The 15,236-nt window shown below is 57.9% G+C and carries 15 protein-coding genes; 9 read left to right on the top strand and 6 right to left on the bottom strand.

Annotated features, from left to right (window positions below):
• The first annotated feature begins 144 nt into the window (after positions 1 to 144).
• Positions 145 to 1,146: a serine hydrolase domain-containing protein gene (locus tag WKI41_RS19935; RefSeq protein WP_340195210.1), complete on the top strand. Its 1,002-nt coding sequence runs from the start codon at positions 145 to 147 to the stop codon at positions 1,144 to 1,146.
• Here the strand turns inward: WKI41_RS19935 and WKI41_RS19930 are convergent.
• The gene (locus WKI41_RS19930) at positions 1,143 to 1,496 is read right to left on the bottom strand and encodes a hypothetical protein (protein WP_340195209.1); all 354 of its coding nucleotides are present in this window, start codon (positions 1,494 to 1,496) and stop codon (positions 1,143 to 1,145) included. The genes WKI41_RS19935 and WKI41_RS19930 overlap by 4 nt on opposite strands.
• Positions 1,497 to 1,669: 173 nt before the next feature.
• Here WKI41_RS19930 and WKI41_RS19925 point away from each other — a divergent pair, with 173 nt between their 5' ends.
• Together WKI41_RS19925 and WKI41_RS19920 are read left to right on the top strand one after the other, a co-directional pair.
• Positions 1,670 to 3,076, top strand: coding sequence for a DegQ family serine endoprotease (locus tag WKI41_RS19925; protein ID WP_340195208.1), 1,407 nt, complete (start codon positions 1,670 to 1,672; stop codon positions 3,074 to 3,076).
• Positions 3,073 to 4,389 carry a replication-associated recombination protein A gene (locus WKI41_RS19920; protein WP_340195207.1) on the top strand — a complete coding sequence of 439 codons (1,317 nt, stop codon included), beginning with the start codon at positions 3,073 to 3,075 and terminating at the stop codon, positions 4,387 to 4,389. The genes WKI41_RS19925 and WKI41_RS19920 overlap by 4 nt, the downstream gene beginning before the upstream one ends.
• Before the next feature lie 8 nt (positions 4,390 to 4,397).
• Here WKI41_RS19920 and WKI41_RS19915 read toward each other — a convergent pair whose 3' ends face one another.
• Entirely contained in the window at positions 4,398 to 4,709 is a 312-nt protein-coding gene (locus WKI41_RS19915; RefSeq protein ID WP_340195206.1) for a DUF1883 domain-containing protein, read from the bottom strand.
• Between the two features lie 278 nt (positions 4,710 to 4,987).
• On the opposite strand from WKI41_RS19915, the gene WKI41_RS19910 reads away from it, so the two are divergent.
• From WKI41_RS19910 to WKI41_RS19895, 4 genes are all read left to right on the top strand, one after another.
• Positions 4,988 to 6,805, top strand: a complete 1,818-nt coding sequence (locus WKI41_RS19910; RefSeq protein WP_340195205.1) for a methyl-accepting chemotaxis protein — start codon at positions 4,988 to 4,990, stop codon at positions 6,803 to 6,805.
• Positions 6,806 to 7,034: 229 nt separating this feature from the next.
• Positions 7,035 to 8,207: an extensin family protein gene (locus tag WKI41_RS19905; RefSeq protein WP_340195204.1), complete on the top strand. Its 1,173-nt coding sequence runs from the start codon at positions 7,035 to 7,037 to the stop codon at positions 8,205 to 8,207.
• 385 nt (positions 8,208 to 8,592) lie between these two features.
• Positions 8,593 to 9,531: an ABC transporter ATP-binding protein gene (locus tag WKI41_RS19900; protein ID WP_340195203.1), complete on the top strand. Its 939-nt coding sequence runs from the start codon at positions 8,593 to 8,595 to the stop codon at positions 9,529 to 9,531.
• Positions 9,528 to 10,289 (top strand): ABC transporter permease, encoded by a 762-nt coding sequence (locus tag WKI41_RS19895; protein WP_340195202.1) that lies wholly within the window; start codon positions 9,528 to 9,530, stop codon positions 10,287 to 10,289. Before WKI41_RS19900 ends, WKI41_RS19895 begins: the two co-directional genes overlap by 4 nt.
• A gap of 6 nt (positions 10,290 to 10,295) precedes the next feature.
• Here the strand turns inward: WKI41_RS19895 and WKI41_RS19890 are convergent, their stop codons facing one another.
• Genes WKI41_RS19890 through cobS form a run of 3 tightly spaced genes read right to left on the bottom strand, consistent with a single transcriptional unit; the run spans position 10,296 to position 12,001 of the window.
• Positions 10,296 to 11,003, bottom strand: coding sequence for a TIGR02281 family clan AA aspartic protease (locus WKI41_RS19890; protein WP_340195201.1), 708 nt, complete (start codon positions 11,001 to 11,003; stop codon positions 10,296 to 10,298).
• Positions 11,000 to 11,194, bottom strand: coding sequence for a DUF1289 domain-containing protein (locus tag WKI41_RS19885; protein ID WP_340195200.1), 195 nt, complete (start codon positions 11,192 to 11,194; stop codon positions 11,000 to 11,002). Before WKI41_RS19885 ends, WKI41_RS19890 begins: the two co-directional genes overlap by 4 nt.
• A gap of 9 nt (positions 11,195 to 11,203) precedes the next feature.
• Positions 11,204 to 12,001 (bottom strand): adenosylcobinamide-GDP ribazoletransferase, encoded by a 798-nt coding sequence (cobS, locus tag WKI41_RS19880; RefSeq protein ID WP_340195199.1) that lies wholly within the window; start codon positions 11,999 to 12,001, stop codon positions 11,204 to 11,206.
• 175 nt (positions 12,002 to 12,176) lie between these two features.
• Between cobS and cobT the strand changes: the two genes are divergently transcribed.
• Complete coding sequence (gene cobT, locus WKI41_RS19875) at positions 12,177 to 13,199, top strand: nicotinate-nucleotide--dimethylbenzimidazole phosphoribosyltransferase (protein WP_340195198.1); 1,023 nt, start codon at positions 12,177 to 12,179, stop codon at positions 13,197 to 13,199.
• Positions 13,200 to 13,206: 7 nt separating this feature from the next.
• Positions 13,207 to 13,617 (top strand): diacylglycerol kinase, encoded by a 411-nt coding sequence (locus tag WKI41_RS19870; RefSeq protein ID WP_340195197.1) that lies wholly within the window; start codon positions 13,207 to 13,209, stop codon positions 13,615 to 13,617.
• A gap of 4 nt (positions 13,618 to 13,621) precedes the next feature.
• On the opposite strand, the gene WKI41_RS19865 is transcribed toward WKI41_RS19870, so the two are convergent.
• Positions 13,622 to 15,157, bottom strand: a complete 1,536-nt coding sequence (locus WKI41_RS19865; RefSeq protein ID WP_340195196.1) for a sensor histidine kinase — start codon at positions 15,155 to 15,157, stop codon at positions 13,622 to 13,624.
• Positions 15,158 to 15,236 lie beyond the last annotated feature (79 nt).

The raw sequence follows: 15,236 nt of genomic DNA, 5'->3' as shown, positions 1-15,236 counted from the left end.
AAACTGAATCAAGCTGTTGAGGTTTTGATTCAGGAGATGACCAGAAGGCGTTGTTTTCAGAATCCTTTGCAAGACCGAAGCCCAGGGAGTCACAAGGTGGTGATGCTGCTTCTTTTGGTGGCGGGAAAGCTTACCTAGACAAATATGAAACGTCGCACAGCACTCGCAATTCTTGCTTCTATTCCTTTCGCTACCGCGGTTCGCGCGCAGTCCTCAAGCGCGGGCAACACCTTCGATCCGATCTTGGAAAAGGCGGATTCCCTGCAGACGCTGAAGTCAGTGATCGTCAGCGTCGATGGAGACGAGGTCGCCTCGCGCGCCCATAATGGCGCCTCGCTCAACGGATCGAGCAATATCAAGTCGGCCTCCAAGTCTATTGTCTCTGCCCTCATTGGCATGGCGATCGACCGCGAGATTCTGGAGGGCGCTGATCAGCCGATCGCCTCGGTGCTGAGGACAGACTTCCCGCCAAACCCGGATGCACGGCTTGAACGGGTTACGATCGGTAACCTGCTTTCCATGCAGTCCGGTCTCACACGCATGTCCGGCCCGAATTACGGTCGGTGGGTTGCGAGCCGCAACTGGGTGCGAGCCGCCCTTGGTTCCGGCTTTGATGGAGAGCCTGGCGGCGGGATGCTCTATTCCACGGCGTCCACGCATCTCCTATCTGCCATCCTGACAAAGGCGTCCGGTCGCTCGACTTTGGCGCTCGCGCGCGACTGGTTCAAACCGCTCGACGGCTTTTCGATCGGAAGCTGGGAGCGCGATCCGCAGGGCATCTATCTCGGCGGTAATCAGATGGCTATGACGGCGCGGTCGCTGTTGGCGTTCGGAGAATTGTACCGCCGCGGTGGCGTCACGTCCGATGGCGAGCGCATCCTGTCGCAATCATGGATCGACCAGTCCTGGACGGAGCGGACGAACTCCGTCTTCAATGGCGATGGTTACGGCTATTGCTGGTTCATCAAGGAGATGGCGGGAGAGAAGGTGTTCTATGCCTGGGGCTATGGTGGGCAGATGCTCTACATCGTTCCCTCAAAGAAACTCTCTGTGGTGATGACATCCCGGGAAGATGCGCCTTCGGCGCGCACCGGTTACCGGGATGCGCTGCACGGTCTGATGACGAACATCATCGCAGCCGTTTAGAGGGGACGGTTGATGCTCAGGAAAGCTTCGCCAAGCTTCACCATGCGCTCGTCATAAGCCTTTGTCAGGCAGGCGACATCCGCCTCACAGGTCTGGCGATGCTTCAACCACTCGGCCTGTTCCGTCTTGAGCGTATCGCGTGCCCCCATGGCCATCAGCTGTGTCAGGATGTCGAAGGTGGTGGCCATCTTAACGTCCTGGTCATTCAGCGTGCGGTTTTCGCAGATAGCTTTTTCATCCGCAGCGAGATCGCTCTTGTTGCAATCAAAGCTCGCGGCGCCGACAGGCGAACCATGCGAGTAGGACGCGCAAACAATAAACAGAGCCAAAGCGTGTTTTCGAAACTGCATTTTTCTGTCTCATCTTTCCATCAAATCTTGGCGGATAAATTCTCAGACACCGAAACCAGTTCCACAGAAAGTAAAGCGCTTGCTCGTAAAGCGGCGCGTCATGATATTGCCGCCCTTTGATTTATAGGCTGAGACGCTATAACTGCATCCTATTGATGAAGATGAGGAATCACATGCAGCGCGTGTTGAAATTCATAGCCCACGGCTTTCTTGCGGCGTTGCTTCTCGCGCCCGTCGGTGCGCAGGCTCAGGACGCCAAGTCAGTTCCCGCCAGCCGCACCGAGATGCAGCTGTCCTTTGCCCCGCTTGTCAAGCGTACGTCCGGTGCCGTGGTGAACGTCTATGCCGAGCGTATCGTCCAGCGCCGTGCCTCGCCCTTTGCCGGGGATCCGTTCTTTGAACAGTTTTTCGGACAGCAACTGCCGAACCGCACGGAAAAGCAGTCCTCGCTGGGCTCCGGCGTTATCGTTTCTGCAAGCGGTCTGGTTGTCACCAACAACCACGTCATCGAAGGCGCCGACGATATCAAGGTGGCGCTTGCGGATGGTCGGGAGTTCTCTTCCAAGGTCTTGCTGAAGGATGACCGCGTCGATCTCGCTGTGCTGCAGATCGATGCCAAGGTGCAGTTCCCGGTCCTGCCGCTCGGCAATTCGGACGCCACGGAAGTTGGCGATCTGGTGCTTGCCATCGGCAATCCTTTCGGTGTTGGCCAGACGGTGACGAGCGGCATTGTTTCGGCTCTCGCGCGCAATCAGGTGACGCAGGGGGATTTTGGTTTCTTCATCCAGACCGATGCGTCGATCAATCCCGGTAACTCCGGTGGCGCGCTGATGAACATGAACGGCGAACTGATCGGTATCAATACGGCGATCTTTTCGCGCGGCGGTGGTTCCAACGGGATCGGCTTTGCCATTCCGGCGAACCTGGTCAAGGTGTTCCTGGCCGCGGCCGAAAAGGGCGATAAGAGCTTCCAGCGGCCCTATGTTGGCGCGACCTTCGATCCGGTAACCTCCGAAGTCGCAGAGGCCTTGGGTCTCAAGCGCGCACGTGGTGCGCTCGTCGTCAGCGTGGTGAAGGGTGGCCCTGCGGAAAAGGCTGGCATCGAGCCCGGCCAGGTGGTCACTGCGGTAAATAGCATCGAGGTCGAGCATCCGGATGCGTTGGGTTATCGCCTGACGACGGCGGGTATCGGCAAGTCGGCCAAGATCACGCTGATCGATAAGGGCAAGGAAAAGACGGTGACCATCGCGCTCGATACGGCGCCGGAAACGGCACCACGCGACGAGCGTCTGTTGGAGGGCCGCAATCCTTTTGCAGGCGCAACGGTTGCCAATCTCTCGCCCAAGCTTGCCGATGAGCTTCGCATGGTCGGGACGCCGTCGGGTGTCGTCATCGTCGACGTCGCGCGCGGCTCGCCTGCTTCACGGGTAGGCTTCCAGCCGAAGGACATCATTGTATCGTTGAACGGCACCGACATCACCACCAGCGCTCAGATGCAGGAGGCGTTGCATGACGATCCTGGTTTCTGGCGTCTGGAGATCATTCGCGATGGTCAACGCCTGCGGCAGTTCCTGCGATGAGCGGAGACCTCTTCGCACCTCAGATCCCGGCGGAGGTCGCCAACAGGCGGCCTCTTGCGGACAGGCTGCGCCCAACGACGATCGCGCAGGTCACGGGCCAGCCGCATCTGACGGGTGAAGAGGGCGTACTACGCCGCATGATCGAAAGCGGCTCGCTCGGCTCCATGATCTTCTGGGGACCGCCTGGCACCGGCAAGACGACGGTCGCCAGGCTGCTTTCGGGCGAAGCCGGTCTCGCCTTCGAGCAGATTTCAGCGATCTTTTCTGGCGTGGCCGACCTGAAGAAGGTCTTCGAAGCCGCGCGGACACGGCGGATGAACGGGCGGCAAACGTTGCTCTTCGTCGACGAAATTCACCGCTTCAACCGGGCGCAGCAGGACAGTTTTCTGCCGGTGATGGAAGATGGCACCATCATTTTGGTAGGCGCCACGACGGAAAACCCGTCCTTCGAACTTAATGCGGCTTTGCTGTCTCGTGCGCGCGTTCTGACCTTCAAGCCGCATGACGAGGAGAGCCTGCTGGAGCTTCTGAAGCGCGCCGAGGAGACGGAAGCCAAACCGCTGCCGCTTGACGAGGATGCGCGGCTCTCACTGCTTCGCATGGCGGATGGTGACGGCCGCGCCGTGCTGACACTTGCCGAAGAAGTCTGGCGGGCGGCGCGCGAAGGGGAGATCTTCGATACCGAAGGGTTGACCCGCATCGTGCAGCGCCGCGCGCCCGTTTACGACAAGAGCCAGGACGGGCACTACAACCTGATCTCGGCATTGCATAAGTCGGTGCGCGGCTCGGACCCGGATGCCGCACTCTACTATCTGGCGCGGATGCTGGATGCCGGCGAAGATCCTTTGTACCTCGGCAGACGCCTCGTACGTATGGCCGTCGAGGATATCGGGCTTGCCGATCCGCAGGCGTTGGTTATCTGCAATGCGGCCAAAGACGCTTATGATTACCTGGGTTCGCCGGAAGGTGAATTGGCGCTGGCGCAAGCCTGTATCTACCTGGCGACGGCGCCGAAATCCAACGCGGTCTACACAGCTTACAAGAGCGCCATGCGCGCGGCCAAGGAGAATGGCTCGCTGCTGCCGCCCAAGCATATTCTCAATGCGCCGACCAAACTGATGAAGGGCGAAGGTTATGGCGATGGCTATCGCTACGACCATGACGAGCCGGATGCCTTCTCAGGCCAGGATTACTTTCCAGAGAAGATGGGCCGGACCACCTTTTACGATCCGCCGGATCGCGGCTTCGAACGCGACATTCGCAAGCGGCTCGATTGGTGGTCGAAGCTGAGACGCGAACGCAACCCGCGTTGACTCTCTTCTCAGGCGCTCTTGCGCTGCGCAGCGGCGGGGCTAGCCGGCAACGTCTTAACAGAAGACTCCGCCAAGCCATGATGGCCTTCACCGTCTACGATGACGTGCCAATGACCCGTTTCGGGAATTGCCATACGCACCGGTGATTTTCGAGCGACACCACCGACATATTTGAAGTCTAATAGCTCGGTAAATCTTTGAAAATTTCCAGCGGTCATCAGTCGTACATTTGCGACTGCGTTTAAAGATACTTCAATAATCGTGCCAGTACGGATCTCCTTAAGATCGTAATGGGTATAACGAAAATTCGGTTTCGGCATATCGATCTCGTAATTTTTATTCTGCGGGAGAGATCATGATTTTTATTTGTTAATTCGCAATTACTCGATTTGTTGTGTCGATGACCTTTTTCAGGTGAGAGAGACTGCGAGATAGAAAATCTATCTTGAAGTTTTGGAAATGAACGTATCTGTGAACGAACACCTCCGATAAATATCCCTCTAAATTGTATTTCCAAGTCAGCACTACGTGCAATTTATCTTTTATCAATTTTTCAAACTTACCAATAATTGACTACATTTGGGGGGGGAGCCAACTCATGAAACATCTAACCATTTCCACGCGGCTTTATGCGCTGGTGGCCTTGTTCTTGGCGATACTGGCTGCAGCACTCACATCAAGCCTCTTCGGTGGTTATGGCGGGATGGAGCGGGAGCGTAAGGCTGGATTGGAGGCGTTGACGCATTCGGCCGTGGGCATTCTCGACCAGTATTATCGTCTTGAACAGAGCGCAGCGCTGACCCGGGAAGCTGCCCAGCAACAGGCAAAGGCCTCTCTGGCGGCGATGCGCTACGACAATGGAAACGGGTATTTTTGGATCAACGATATGGGTCCGAAAATGGTCATGCATCCTGTCAAGCCGGAACTGAATGGTGCCGATCTCACCAACAACAAGGATCCAAACGGCAAGTTTCTATTCGTCGAGTTCGTGAACACGGTGAAGGCCAGTGGAAAAGGCTTTGTCGATTATGAGTGGCCAAAGCCGGGCGCGCCCGATCCAGTCGGCAAATTCTCCTATGTCGAGGGTTTTGCACCCTGGGGCTGGATCGTTGGAACGGGTGTCTATGTCGATGATCTAAACGCGATGTTCTGGCGCGAGGCGACGCTCTATGTCGGCATTTGCCTCATCAGTGCCGTCGTCGTTCTCGGTGTCGCCACCGCTGTCGTGCGCAGCGTTTCAGGCCCGATCGGCAAGCTTAAGACGAGCATGTCCATGATCGCAGACGGAGACGCTCAGGCCGAGGTGCCGTTCGTCGAGCGTCGCAACGAGATTGGCGCCATGGCCAAGACGCTGCTTGTTCTTCGCAATTCCGTCAACGAGCGCAGCCAGTTGCAGCTGCGTGAAGCCGAGCAGCAGCGGGCACTCGAGAGTACCCGCCGGGAAAGTGAAGATGTGCTTCGTTCCGCCTCCGAGCGCCAGGCGCACGCAATGGCCTCACTGGGACACGCCATGGAAAATCTTGCACGGGGTGATCTCACGGTTCAGGTAGGGCAGGTTGGCGCGGACTACGACAAGCTGCGCGCAGATTTCAACAGCGCCGTCGGCGCCCTGCGCGACGTCATTTCGACGATCTCGCGTAGCAGCGAAGTGGTGAATGCCAGCGCCTCCGATATCAGCGAGGCGACAGGCAATCTCTCCCGTCGCACTGAGCAGCAGGCTGCGGCTCTCGAACAAACCGCAGCCGCACTGGATGAAATCACGGCAACGGTCCGCACTGCATCGGAGCGCGCGAATGAGGCGCGGCAGATGGTAACAGAGACGAAGCAGAGTGCGGGTCGCTCGGGCGATATCGTGCGCAGCGCGGTGGAGGCCATGAACAGGATCGAGGAGTCCTCGCGCAAGATCGGCCAGATCATCTCCGTCATCGACGAGATCGCCTTCCAGACAAACCTGCTGGCCTTGAACGCCGGTGTGGAAGCTGCGCGCGCCGGTGAGGCGGGTCGCGGCTTTGCCGTGGTGGCGCAGGAGGTTCGCGAGCTTGCCCAGCGTTCCGCCAATGCTGCAAAGGAAATCAAGACGCTGATCAACAGTTCTGCAGAGCAGGTGAGCGGAGGCGTAACGCTGGTTCGCTCCACTGGCGAGGCGCTGGAAGAGATCGTATCGCTGGTCAACCGTGTCGACGGTCACGTCAATTCGATCGCGACGGCTGCGCGCGAACAGGCGACGGGACTGCAGGAGATCAATACCTCCGTCAACCACATGGACCAGATGACCCAGCAGAACGCGGCAATGGTGGAAGAAACCACGGCGGCGAGCGAAACGCTGGCGGACGAGAGCCGCAAGCTGCATTCGCTTTTGGCGCGTTTCCAGCTGTCAAGTTTTTCTGCTGGCGGCTCCGTGTCGCGGGCGGCCTGATACCCATACCTGTTCAAATAGGGGTGCTGCTCGCGGCGCCCTTTTTCATTTCTCTGACGACGCTAGCTATCATATGGGAAGAACCCGCGATCGCTCTGTCCCATTCTGATGCATATAAGCCTTTGCCGTTCACTTTCTTTGCTTCAGCAAAAAGAGTTCGTTTACCAGATTTCTTTAGAATTTGACCTGATCGCTGCATGTTGCGGTCGCTGAAGGTACAGGTTCTGGTATGGCGTATGTTTCCCTTCCGCGTCGGCTTGCGACGTTGATGACAATGTCGGCGGTGATCGTATCGTGCTCAGCGGAGGGGCTGGTGCCCCCCGCTGACGTCGATGGCGCAACACGCGTCAGCTCCATTCGCTCATCCAGCCAGCAGAGTTATAGCGCGCCGCCGGCACCCGTCACTCAGAGCGTCCCCTTCAATGATTATTCGCAGCCGATGCCGGAAGTGCAGGCTTCGCGCGATCCATTGCTAAATTCTGGAGGGCAGGGCTACTCGACGCTTGATGCGCAGGCGAGCCGCCTCTCGCCGGTTCCGCCGCAGGCGCCCCATGTCGCACCACAATTGCCATCTCAGATGGCGGAGGGTGAGCAGGGTGTCAATATGGACGCTGGACTTGGCGTGACGCCAGGCCGTAGCTTGGCGGAAGAGCAGGACATCCAAGTGTCCGCTCCAGACAACGCCGCCTATCCGCCGCCACAGGCACCGCGTCAACTGGCCAGCCAATCCCGGCTCATACCGCCGCCGCCAGCCGGTGAACGGCGAGCGCCACCCGTTGAAGAGGTGGCGATGCTGATGCCGGACAATCCGGCGCAGGAACGACGGATGTCACAGCCGCCCGGCATGATGCCGCCGTCCGAAGTCGCGTGTCGCACCGAGCTTCGCAGACTGGGTGTGGCCTTCCGCGATGTAGCGCGCATTGCCGATGGCCCGACTTGCGGCATCGATTACCCAATCGAGCTTAGCGGTCTCGATAGCGGCGTTGCGATCCGTCCGGCCGTAAAGCTGAACTGCCAGGTGACGCTCGCTTTCGCAAAGTGGGTGAAGTTCGAACTCGTGCCCTCGTCTCGCTTCCGTTACTTCTCTGGCGTAGGCCGCATCACGCCGATGGGTGGTTACTCGTGCCGCAAGATGAATTCCAGGGCGAGCAACCCTTGGTCGGAGCATGCGCGTGGCAATGCTATCGACATCGGGACGATCACGCTGAAGAACGGCAAGGAAATCGACGTTCGCAAGAAGAGCTTCTTTGCATTCCGCGAGAAGGGGCTGCTGAAAGCTGTCCGCTCAGACAGCTGCAAGTATTTTTCCACCGTACTCGGACCCGGCAGCGATCCAAACCACTGGAACCACTTCCATTTCGACCTTCGCACGCGAAAATCCGGCTATCGTCACTGCGATTGATCGGCGAGCTTTTCGAGCCTCTGCCGTCTGTGTCGTACGAAAAAAACAGGGCAGAGTGCGGGGTAGCCTCTGCCCGAAATAATGTTTTTCAGTATGACTGCCGTATGTCTCAAAATATCGAGCGGTGCTGAAAACCGGGCGGGCGTATCGTGGTGAACAGAACGACCCGCCGCGTCGACAATTACAGCGCCAGCATCACATCTTCATGACAGAGATTTATAAGAGGAGAAATGCAGTCGACGAATGTGCGGAACCGTCGTCGCCGTCTCGTGTTTCCGCTGTCCCGAATTAAGTTTCTTCTCATGCATTCCAATCACAAAACGGGCAACACTTTTGCTGGAAATGCTTTATATGAGCAGTTCAAGATCGTGCCGAAAGATCATTCATGACGTCCTCCCGCAAACCTATCGTCTCCATCCGCAATCTGACGAAGTCGTATGCCAACGGTTTTCAAGCGCTAAAAGGTGTCACGCTCGACATCTACGAGGGCGAGATCCTCGCACTCCTGGGGCCGAACGGCGCTGGCAAGACCACACTGATTTCGATCATCTGCGGTCTCGTCAATCCAGGCGAGGGCAGCGTGCATGTGGGTGGCAGCGATGTCGTGAAGGATTTTCGCAAGACACGCGCGCTGATCGGACTCGTGCCACAGGAACTGACGACCGACCAGTTCGAGACCGTGTGGAACACTGTGTCGTTTTCGCGCGGTTTGCACGGCTACCGAAAAGACCCGCAGTTGATCGAACGCGTCCTGAAATCCCTGTCCCTCTGGAACAAGAAGGACAACATGCTGCGTGAACTGTCGGGAGGCATGAAGCGGCGCGTTTTGATCGCCAAGGCGCTGGCGCATGAGCCCAAGGTTCTTTTTCTCGATGAGCCGACCGCTGGCGTCGACGTGGCGCTTCGGCGTGACATGTGGAAGGTGGTGGAAGAGCTGAGGTCGGCCGGCGTGACCATCATTTTGACCACCCACTATATCGAAGAGGCCGAGGAAATTGCTGATCGCGTCGGGGTGATCAACGGTGGCGAATTGCTACTGGTCGAAGAGAAGACCGCACTGATGCGCAAGCTCGGACGCAAGCAGTTGTCGCTGGAATTGACCGCGCCCGTCAAAACGCTTCCCGAAAGTCTTTCGCCCTTCCACCTGCAACTTTCCGAAGACGGCACGTGTCTGACCTATGAGTATGACGGCAATGGAGAGCAGGGCCGGATTGCCGAGCTTTTGTCGGCACTCGGCGAGCAAGGCATTCATTTCAAGGATATTTCGACGCGGCAAAGCTCGCTCGAGGATATTTTCGTTGCACTGGTGGGAGGACAAAAATGAACTTCGAAGCCATCAAGTCCATCTACCTGTTCGAGATGGCCCGCACGCGCCGTACGCTTTTGCAAAGTGTCATCTCGCCCGTCATTTCGACATCGCTCTATTTCATCGTCTTCGGCACCGCGATCGGTTCGCGCATCCAGGAGGTGGAGGGTGTCTCCTATGGAGCCTTCATTACGCCGGGCCTCATCATGCTGACCCTGTTGACGCAGTGCGTCAGTAATGGCTCGTTCGGCATCTATTTCCCGAAGTTCACCGGCACCGTGTATGAGATCCTCTCAGCCCCGATCTCGATGACGGAAATATTGGCGGGCTATGTGGGGGCGGCTGCGACAAAGGGCCTGATGATCGGCACGATCATCCTGATTACCGCGTCGTTCTTCGTTGACATCTCGATTGCCCATCCGTTCATGATGGTGCTGTTCTTCGTGCTGACGGCCGTCAGCTTCAGTCTATTCGGTTTCATCATCGGCATGTGGGCTTCAAATTTCGAGCAGCTCAACCTAATCCCGATGCTGGTCGTTCCGCCCTTGACCTTCCTCGGCGGCAGTTTCTACTCGATCAACATGCTGCCGCCCTTCTGGCAGACGGTCAGCCACTTCAACCCTGTGCTATACCTGATCAGCGGCTTTCGCTGGAGCTTCTACGAGATTGCCGACGTCAATCCGCTGATCAGTATCGTGATGATCACCGGCTTCCTGGCGATTTGTCTCGGCGTCATCAGTTGGATGTTCAAGACGGGCTACAAGCTGCGCAACTGATTGCTTTCATCGATCTCTGAGCGTGAGCTGGTCGGTTTGCATCTGCAGCGATCCGAGTGTCGAGAGGAAGGTCATGCCGAGCAGGCTCTGATCCAACTGACCCTTTTGGGCTACGAGCGCGGAGATGTTCCTGCGAACGATCGGGCCGATGGCGATTTCGGACAAGCGCACCGGTGCTGCCGATGTTCGTCCGTTGGCAGTCATCACGGAGACGGTGTAGTTGAGGTTATCCGGGTTAATGCCGATCGCCTGCGCATCGGCATTGGAAAGCACGACCGAGCTTGCGCCGGTATCCACCAGCATATGGATCGATACACCGTTGATGGTGGTATCGGCCTCGAAGTGACCGCCCATGGATTTGCTGAGAATGACCTCCTGAACGCCATCGCGCGTCGTCGTCACTACGGCGCGACCGGGAATGACACCCGCCAGTACCCTGTCACCAAACCGCTGCAGATCGCCTCGGTACAAATAACCCGCAATGAGACCCAGGATGATGACGAGCCAGATCGCCAGTTGTCGCAGGACCGTGGGGAGATTGCCGCGGCTGCCCGCCAGAATGCCCGCCGATAGAAGAACGGCTATCGGCGTGAGGTAGAGCGCGCTGGCGAAGCGATCGTTGTCGATGCCGAAGGTCTGTCCGCTGCTATCGTTGATGAGGAGAAGTGCGAGGCCAATGCCGAGAATGAGGAGAACCAAAGTCAGCCTGTTCATGCGCGTGCGTTCTCCATTCCTGCCGCGTTCGCTTTTTTGCGCTGGGGCAGCTCACCCATGATCCGTTGTCGTTCCACGGCGGTGAAGCCGCTCCAGCCGGTAATTTCGGCAATTGTCCGGTAGCACCCAGTGCATAGACCTTCTGGATTGAGCTGGCAGACGTGTATGCAAGGCGTTTCCATCGTCTTCATATCTGTTCTTCATGCGAGGAGAGCAAGAGCGACCAGCATCACGATCTCGGTGATTTGCTGCGTCGCGCCGATGGTGTCGCCCGTGTGACCTTCGATCTTGCGAAAGCAAAGACGTTTGAAAAGGTATGCTGCCGCGAATGAGGCGGCAATAGCAATCATTCCCCCAATAACGGCGTGTGACGTCGCCAGCATCAAACACGCGATGCCGATGCCGTAGGCGAGAGCGAAATTGCGATCGGTCCGCCCTGGCTGGCCGATGGAGGCGGCGACACCGGTTTGGCGGGCAGGCGGTAAATCATGCCAGTGCCAGACCATCATCGCCCGGCTGAAGCTTGCCACGGCGATGAGCGAGGCCGCACTTGCCAATCCTGGCGCCTGGCGGAGGAGGGCGGCGATGGCTGCAGTTCTTATGACGAAGGAGAGGATGAGCGCTACGGCGCCATAACTGCCGATACGGCTGTCCTTCATGATGGTGAGTGACCGCTCTTTATCAGCGCCGCCGCCGAAGCCATCGGCGGTGTCTGCCAGCCCGTCCTCATGAAGAGCACCCGTCAAGCTGGTGGCGAGAGCAACCGCAAGTGCTGCCGTCAACAATGGATCAGCGTTTGCGTGATGAAGAATAGCGACGATAAAGGCTGGTGGCAGGGCGATCAGCAGCCCTGCAACAGGGAAGACGCGGCTTGCCGTTAGCATGTCAACCGTTCGACCACCGAAGAAGGTGTCATGCACCGGAATGCGACTGAGGAAGCTTAGTGCGTGCATGACCCGCGTCAGAAAACTATCCAGGATCAATCCGCTCTCCGTCATTCGAGCGACCTATGTCGCGCCGTCAACGAGCGTCACAGCATCGCAAAACCGCACCGTTGGTTTGCGCCACATGCTTTAGAGGTTGTCCCTCTGCCCGTCCCCGATTATGAGAGGCGCAACAAAGACCGATTTGCCGGAAAACACAAGACTTCGGCATGAGAGAAAGATCGATACCATGAGCGTGAGCGGCCTGCCTTTCGACGATTTTCGTGTTCTTTTGCGTGACCTGCCCGGGCCGGATACGCATGCGCTTGTTGCCGCCAAGGAGCGCAATGCACAACTGACGAAGCCTGCCGGATCGCTTGGTCGTCTCGAAGAGATCGCCATGTGGCTCGCCGCATGGTCTGGACGCGCTCCTGCCGTCAATCGTCCACTCGTTGCGATATTCGCCGGCAATCACGGCGTTACCCGCAATGGTGTGACCCCCTATCCGTCATCCGTGACGCAGCAGATGGTGGAGAACTTCGCCGCAGGCGGTGCCGCAATCAACCAGATCTGCGTAACTCACGATCTTGGTCTGAAAATTTTCGACCTCGCTCTCGATTACCCGACCGGCGACATCACCTGCGAACCAGCCCTTTCTGAGCGCGATTGCGCTGCGACAATGGCTTTCGGCATGGAAGCGATTGCAGGCGGTACCGATCTTCTCTGCATCGGTGAAATGGGGATTGGTAACACCACTGTTGCCGCTGCCATCAACCTCGCGCTCTATGGTGGCACGGCGGAAGAGTGGACCGGTCCTGGCACGGGCTCTCACGGTGAGTTCATGGAGCGCAAGATCGCGGCGGTAAAGGCCGCCGTGGAATTCCACAAGGATCATCTCGCCGACCCGCTGGAAATCATGCGCAGACTGGGTGGTCGCGAAATCGCCGCCATGGCAGGCGCGATCCTTGCCGCGCGCGTGGAAAAGATCCCCGTCCTGATCGACGGCTATGTGGCGACAGCCGCTGCCGCACTTTTGAAAGCCGCAAATCCCGCTGCCCTCGATCACTGCCTCATTGGCCATGTTTCCGGCGAGCCGGGCCACATGGCGGCGGTGGAGCGACTGGGCAAGACGCCGCTTTTGGCGCTTGGCATGCGTCTAGGTGAGGGGACGGGTGCGGCACTGGCAGCTGGTATCGTCAAGGCCGCGGCTGCCTGCCACTCAGGTATGGCGACATTCGCGCAGGCTGGCGTCGACACCGGCGTCCAGCATTGAGGCTATGATGGACAACCCTCCGAAGACGCCTTCGCCGGAGCCGGTCTTTCGTAAGGAAACTGGTTTTCGCCATCTGCTGGCGGCAACACGTTACTCCTTCCAGGGGCTCACTCGCCTGTGGCAGGAAGCGGCGTTTCGCCATGAGGTGATTGCCTTCGGGGTAGGGCTTGTGTTCCTGGTGGGCATTGGCGCGCCGGTGGCGCACGCTTTTATCTTTGTTCTGCTCATGCTTCTGCTCTTCTGCGTGGAAGCGCTGAATACGGCAATCGAGGAAATCGTCGACCGCGTCTCGCCGGAGTTTTCCAGTGCGGCGCGCAACGCCAAGGACCTTGGGTCCTTTGCGGTCTTTTGTCTGCTGCTCGCCAATGGTGGCTTTGTTCTCTACTCGCTCGTTTCGACAGTCTTTTTCAGCGTCTGAGCGATCAGGCGAAAGAGCGCTTGCGCGGCTGGACCACCTGGACGTCTTCGACGGCAGGAACGGTTTGCAGGATGCGCTTGGCCGGTAGAATCGCGATGGTTTCGGTGCCTTCGCGAAGCTTTGATTTCAGCACGAACTGACCATCATGCTTGGAGAGTATGGCCTGCACGATCGGCAGGCCGAGACCCGTTCCCTGTTCGGCGCTTTTGATCGCAATCGATCCTTGGCCAAAGGCTGAGAGGACGACCGGAATTTCCTCTTCGGGAATGCCGGGACCATTGTCCTTGATCGAAACATATTGACCGCCGCGCGCCGTCCAGCCGGCCTTGATGGAAATCTCGCCGCCTTGAGGCGTGAATTTTACGGCGTTTGAGAGGAGGTTGAGGATCACCTGGCGGAGCGCCTTTTCGTCCGCCCAGACGCTCGGTAGACTGCGCTCGAATTGCTGCAGGATACGGATGTTCTTGCCGCGCGCGCGAAGCTGGATCATGCCGACACAATCTTCGGCGATTTCGAGCAGGGAGACTGCTTCTTCCTGCAGCTCGTAGCGTCCTGCCTCGATGCGGGACAGATCGAGGATCTCGTTGATGAGATCAAGCAGATGCTGGCCGGAGCGATGGATATCGCCGGAATATTCCTTGTAGAGCGGATTGTTGAGAGGCCCGAGGATCTCCGAAGCCATGACTTCGGAAAAGCCGAGAATGGCGTTAAGCGGGGTTCGCAGCTCATGCGACATAGAGGCCAGGAAGCGTGACTTTGCGAGGTTCGCCTCTTCCGCTCTGCGCCTTGCCTCATCCGACATGGATTTGGCGACTTCCAACTCCGCGATCAGATCGTCCTTTTCTGACTGGAAGGACAAAAGTTTGATGCTGGAATTGTGCAAGCGTCTGGTGATGTGATGGCAAAACAGCATGGCCATGAAGAACATAAGCGCCATGCCGATGGCCATCGGATCCTGAGAGGTGGCGGCATTGATGCCAAGCGCCATCAGGACGGGCAGGAAGGTCATCAAGATCGCGCGTCGCAACATGAAGTTGGACATGGCGGTGATGGAGAGCGCAATCAGCAGCGTCGCGCCCTTGTAGAACATCGGCAAGGCCGCATCCTTGGCACCCATAGGATAGCCAGCGAAAAGCGCCCAGATCAGTCCGATAATGATCTGTATGGCGAGAAACGTGCTGACCCAGCGGTTGACGCTTGCTGGCGTGATCGCCTGCTTCTGCGCCTTGCGGGCGAAGATCAGCGCAAGCGCGTGACCGCTCAGCGCCAGAAAGGTCCAGCCGACGATCTCGATGTCACGGGTAATATATATGCCAATGCCGGTTGCCAGCAGGATAAAGAGGGGCATGATGGTTGCCCCGTGCAGTGTCTCTGCGATATGCATCTGCAGCATTTCGGATTCGTAGGCTTCGTGGCCCGCGCCGCCATATTGCAACCGCTCGCGCGTCGATTTTACGGCATCGAACACGGCTTTATTGCGCCGCGTGCGAGACCGATCGACGATGTTCTTGTCGGCAATGTTGCTGGCGCTGTTACTCATCTACTGAACGAAACCGATACGGGATGTTTCCACACTATCGGGAAAGTCTTAAGAAGATGCTGCCGCGAAAGGATTTGTT

This window comes from Agrobacterium larrymoorei (assembly GCF_037722385.1).
GTDB classification, from domain to species: Bacteria; Pseudomonadota; Alphaproteobacteria; order Rhizobiales; family Rhizobiaceae; genus Agrobacterium; species Agrobacterium larrymoorei_C.
This window is presented reverse-complemented; position numbering and strand designations above follow the sequence as displayed.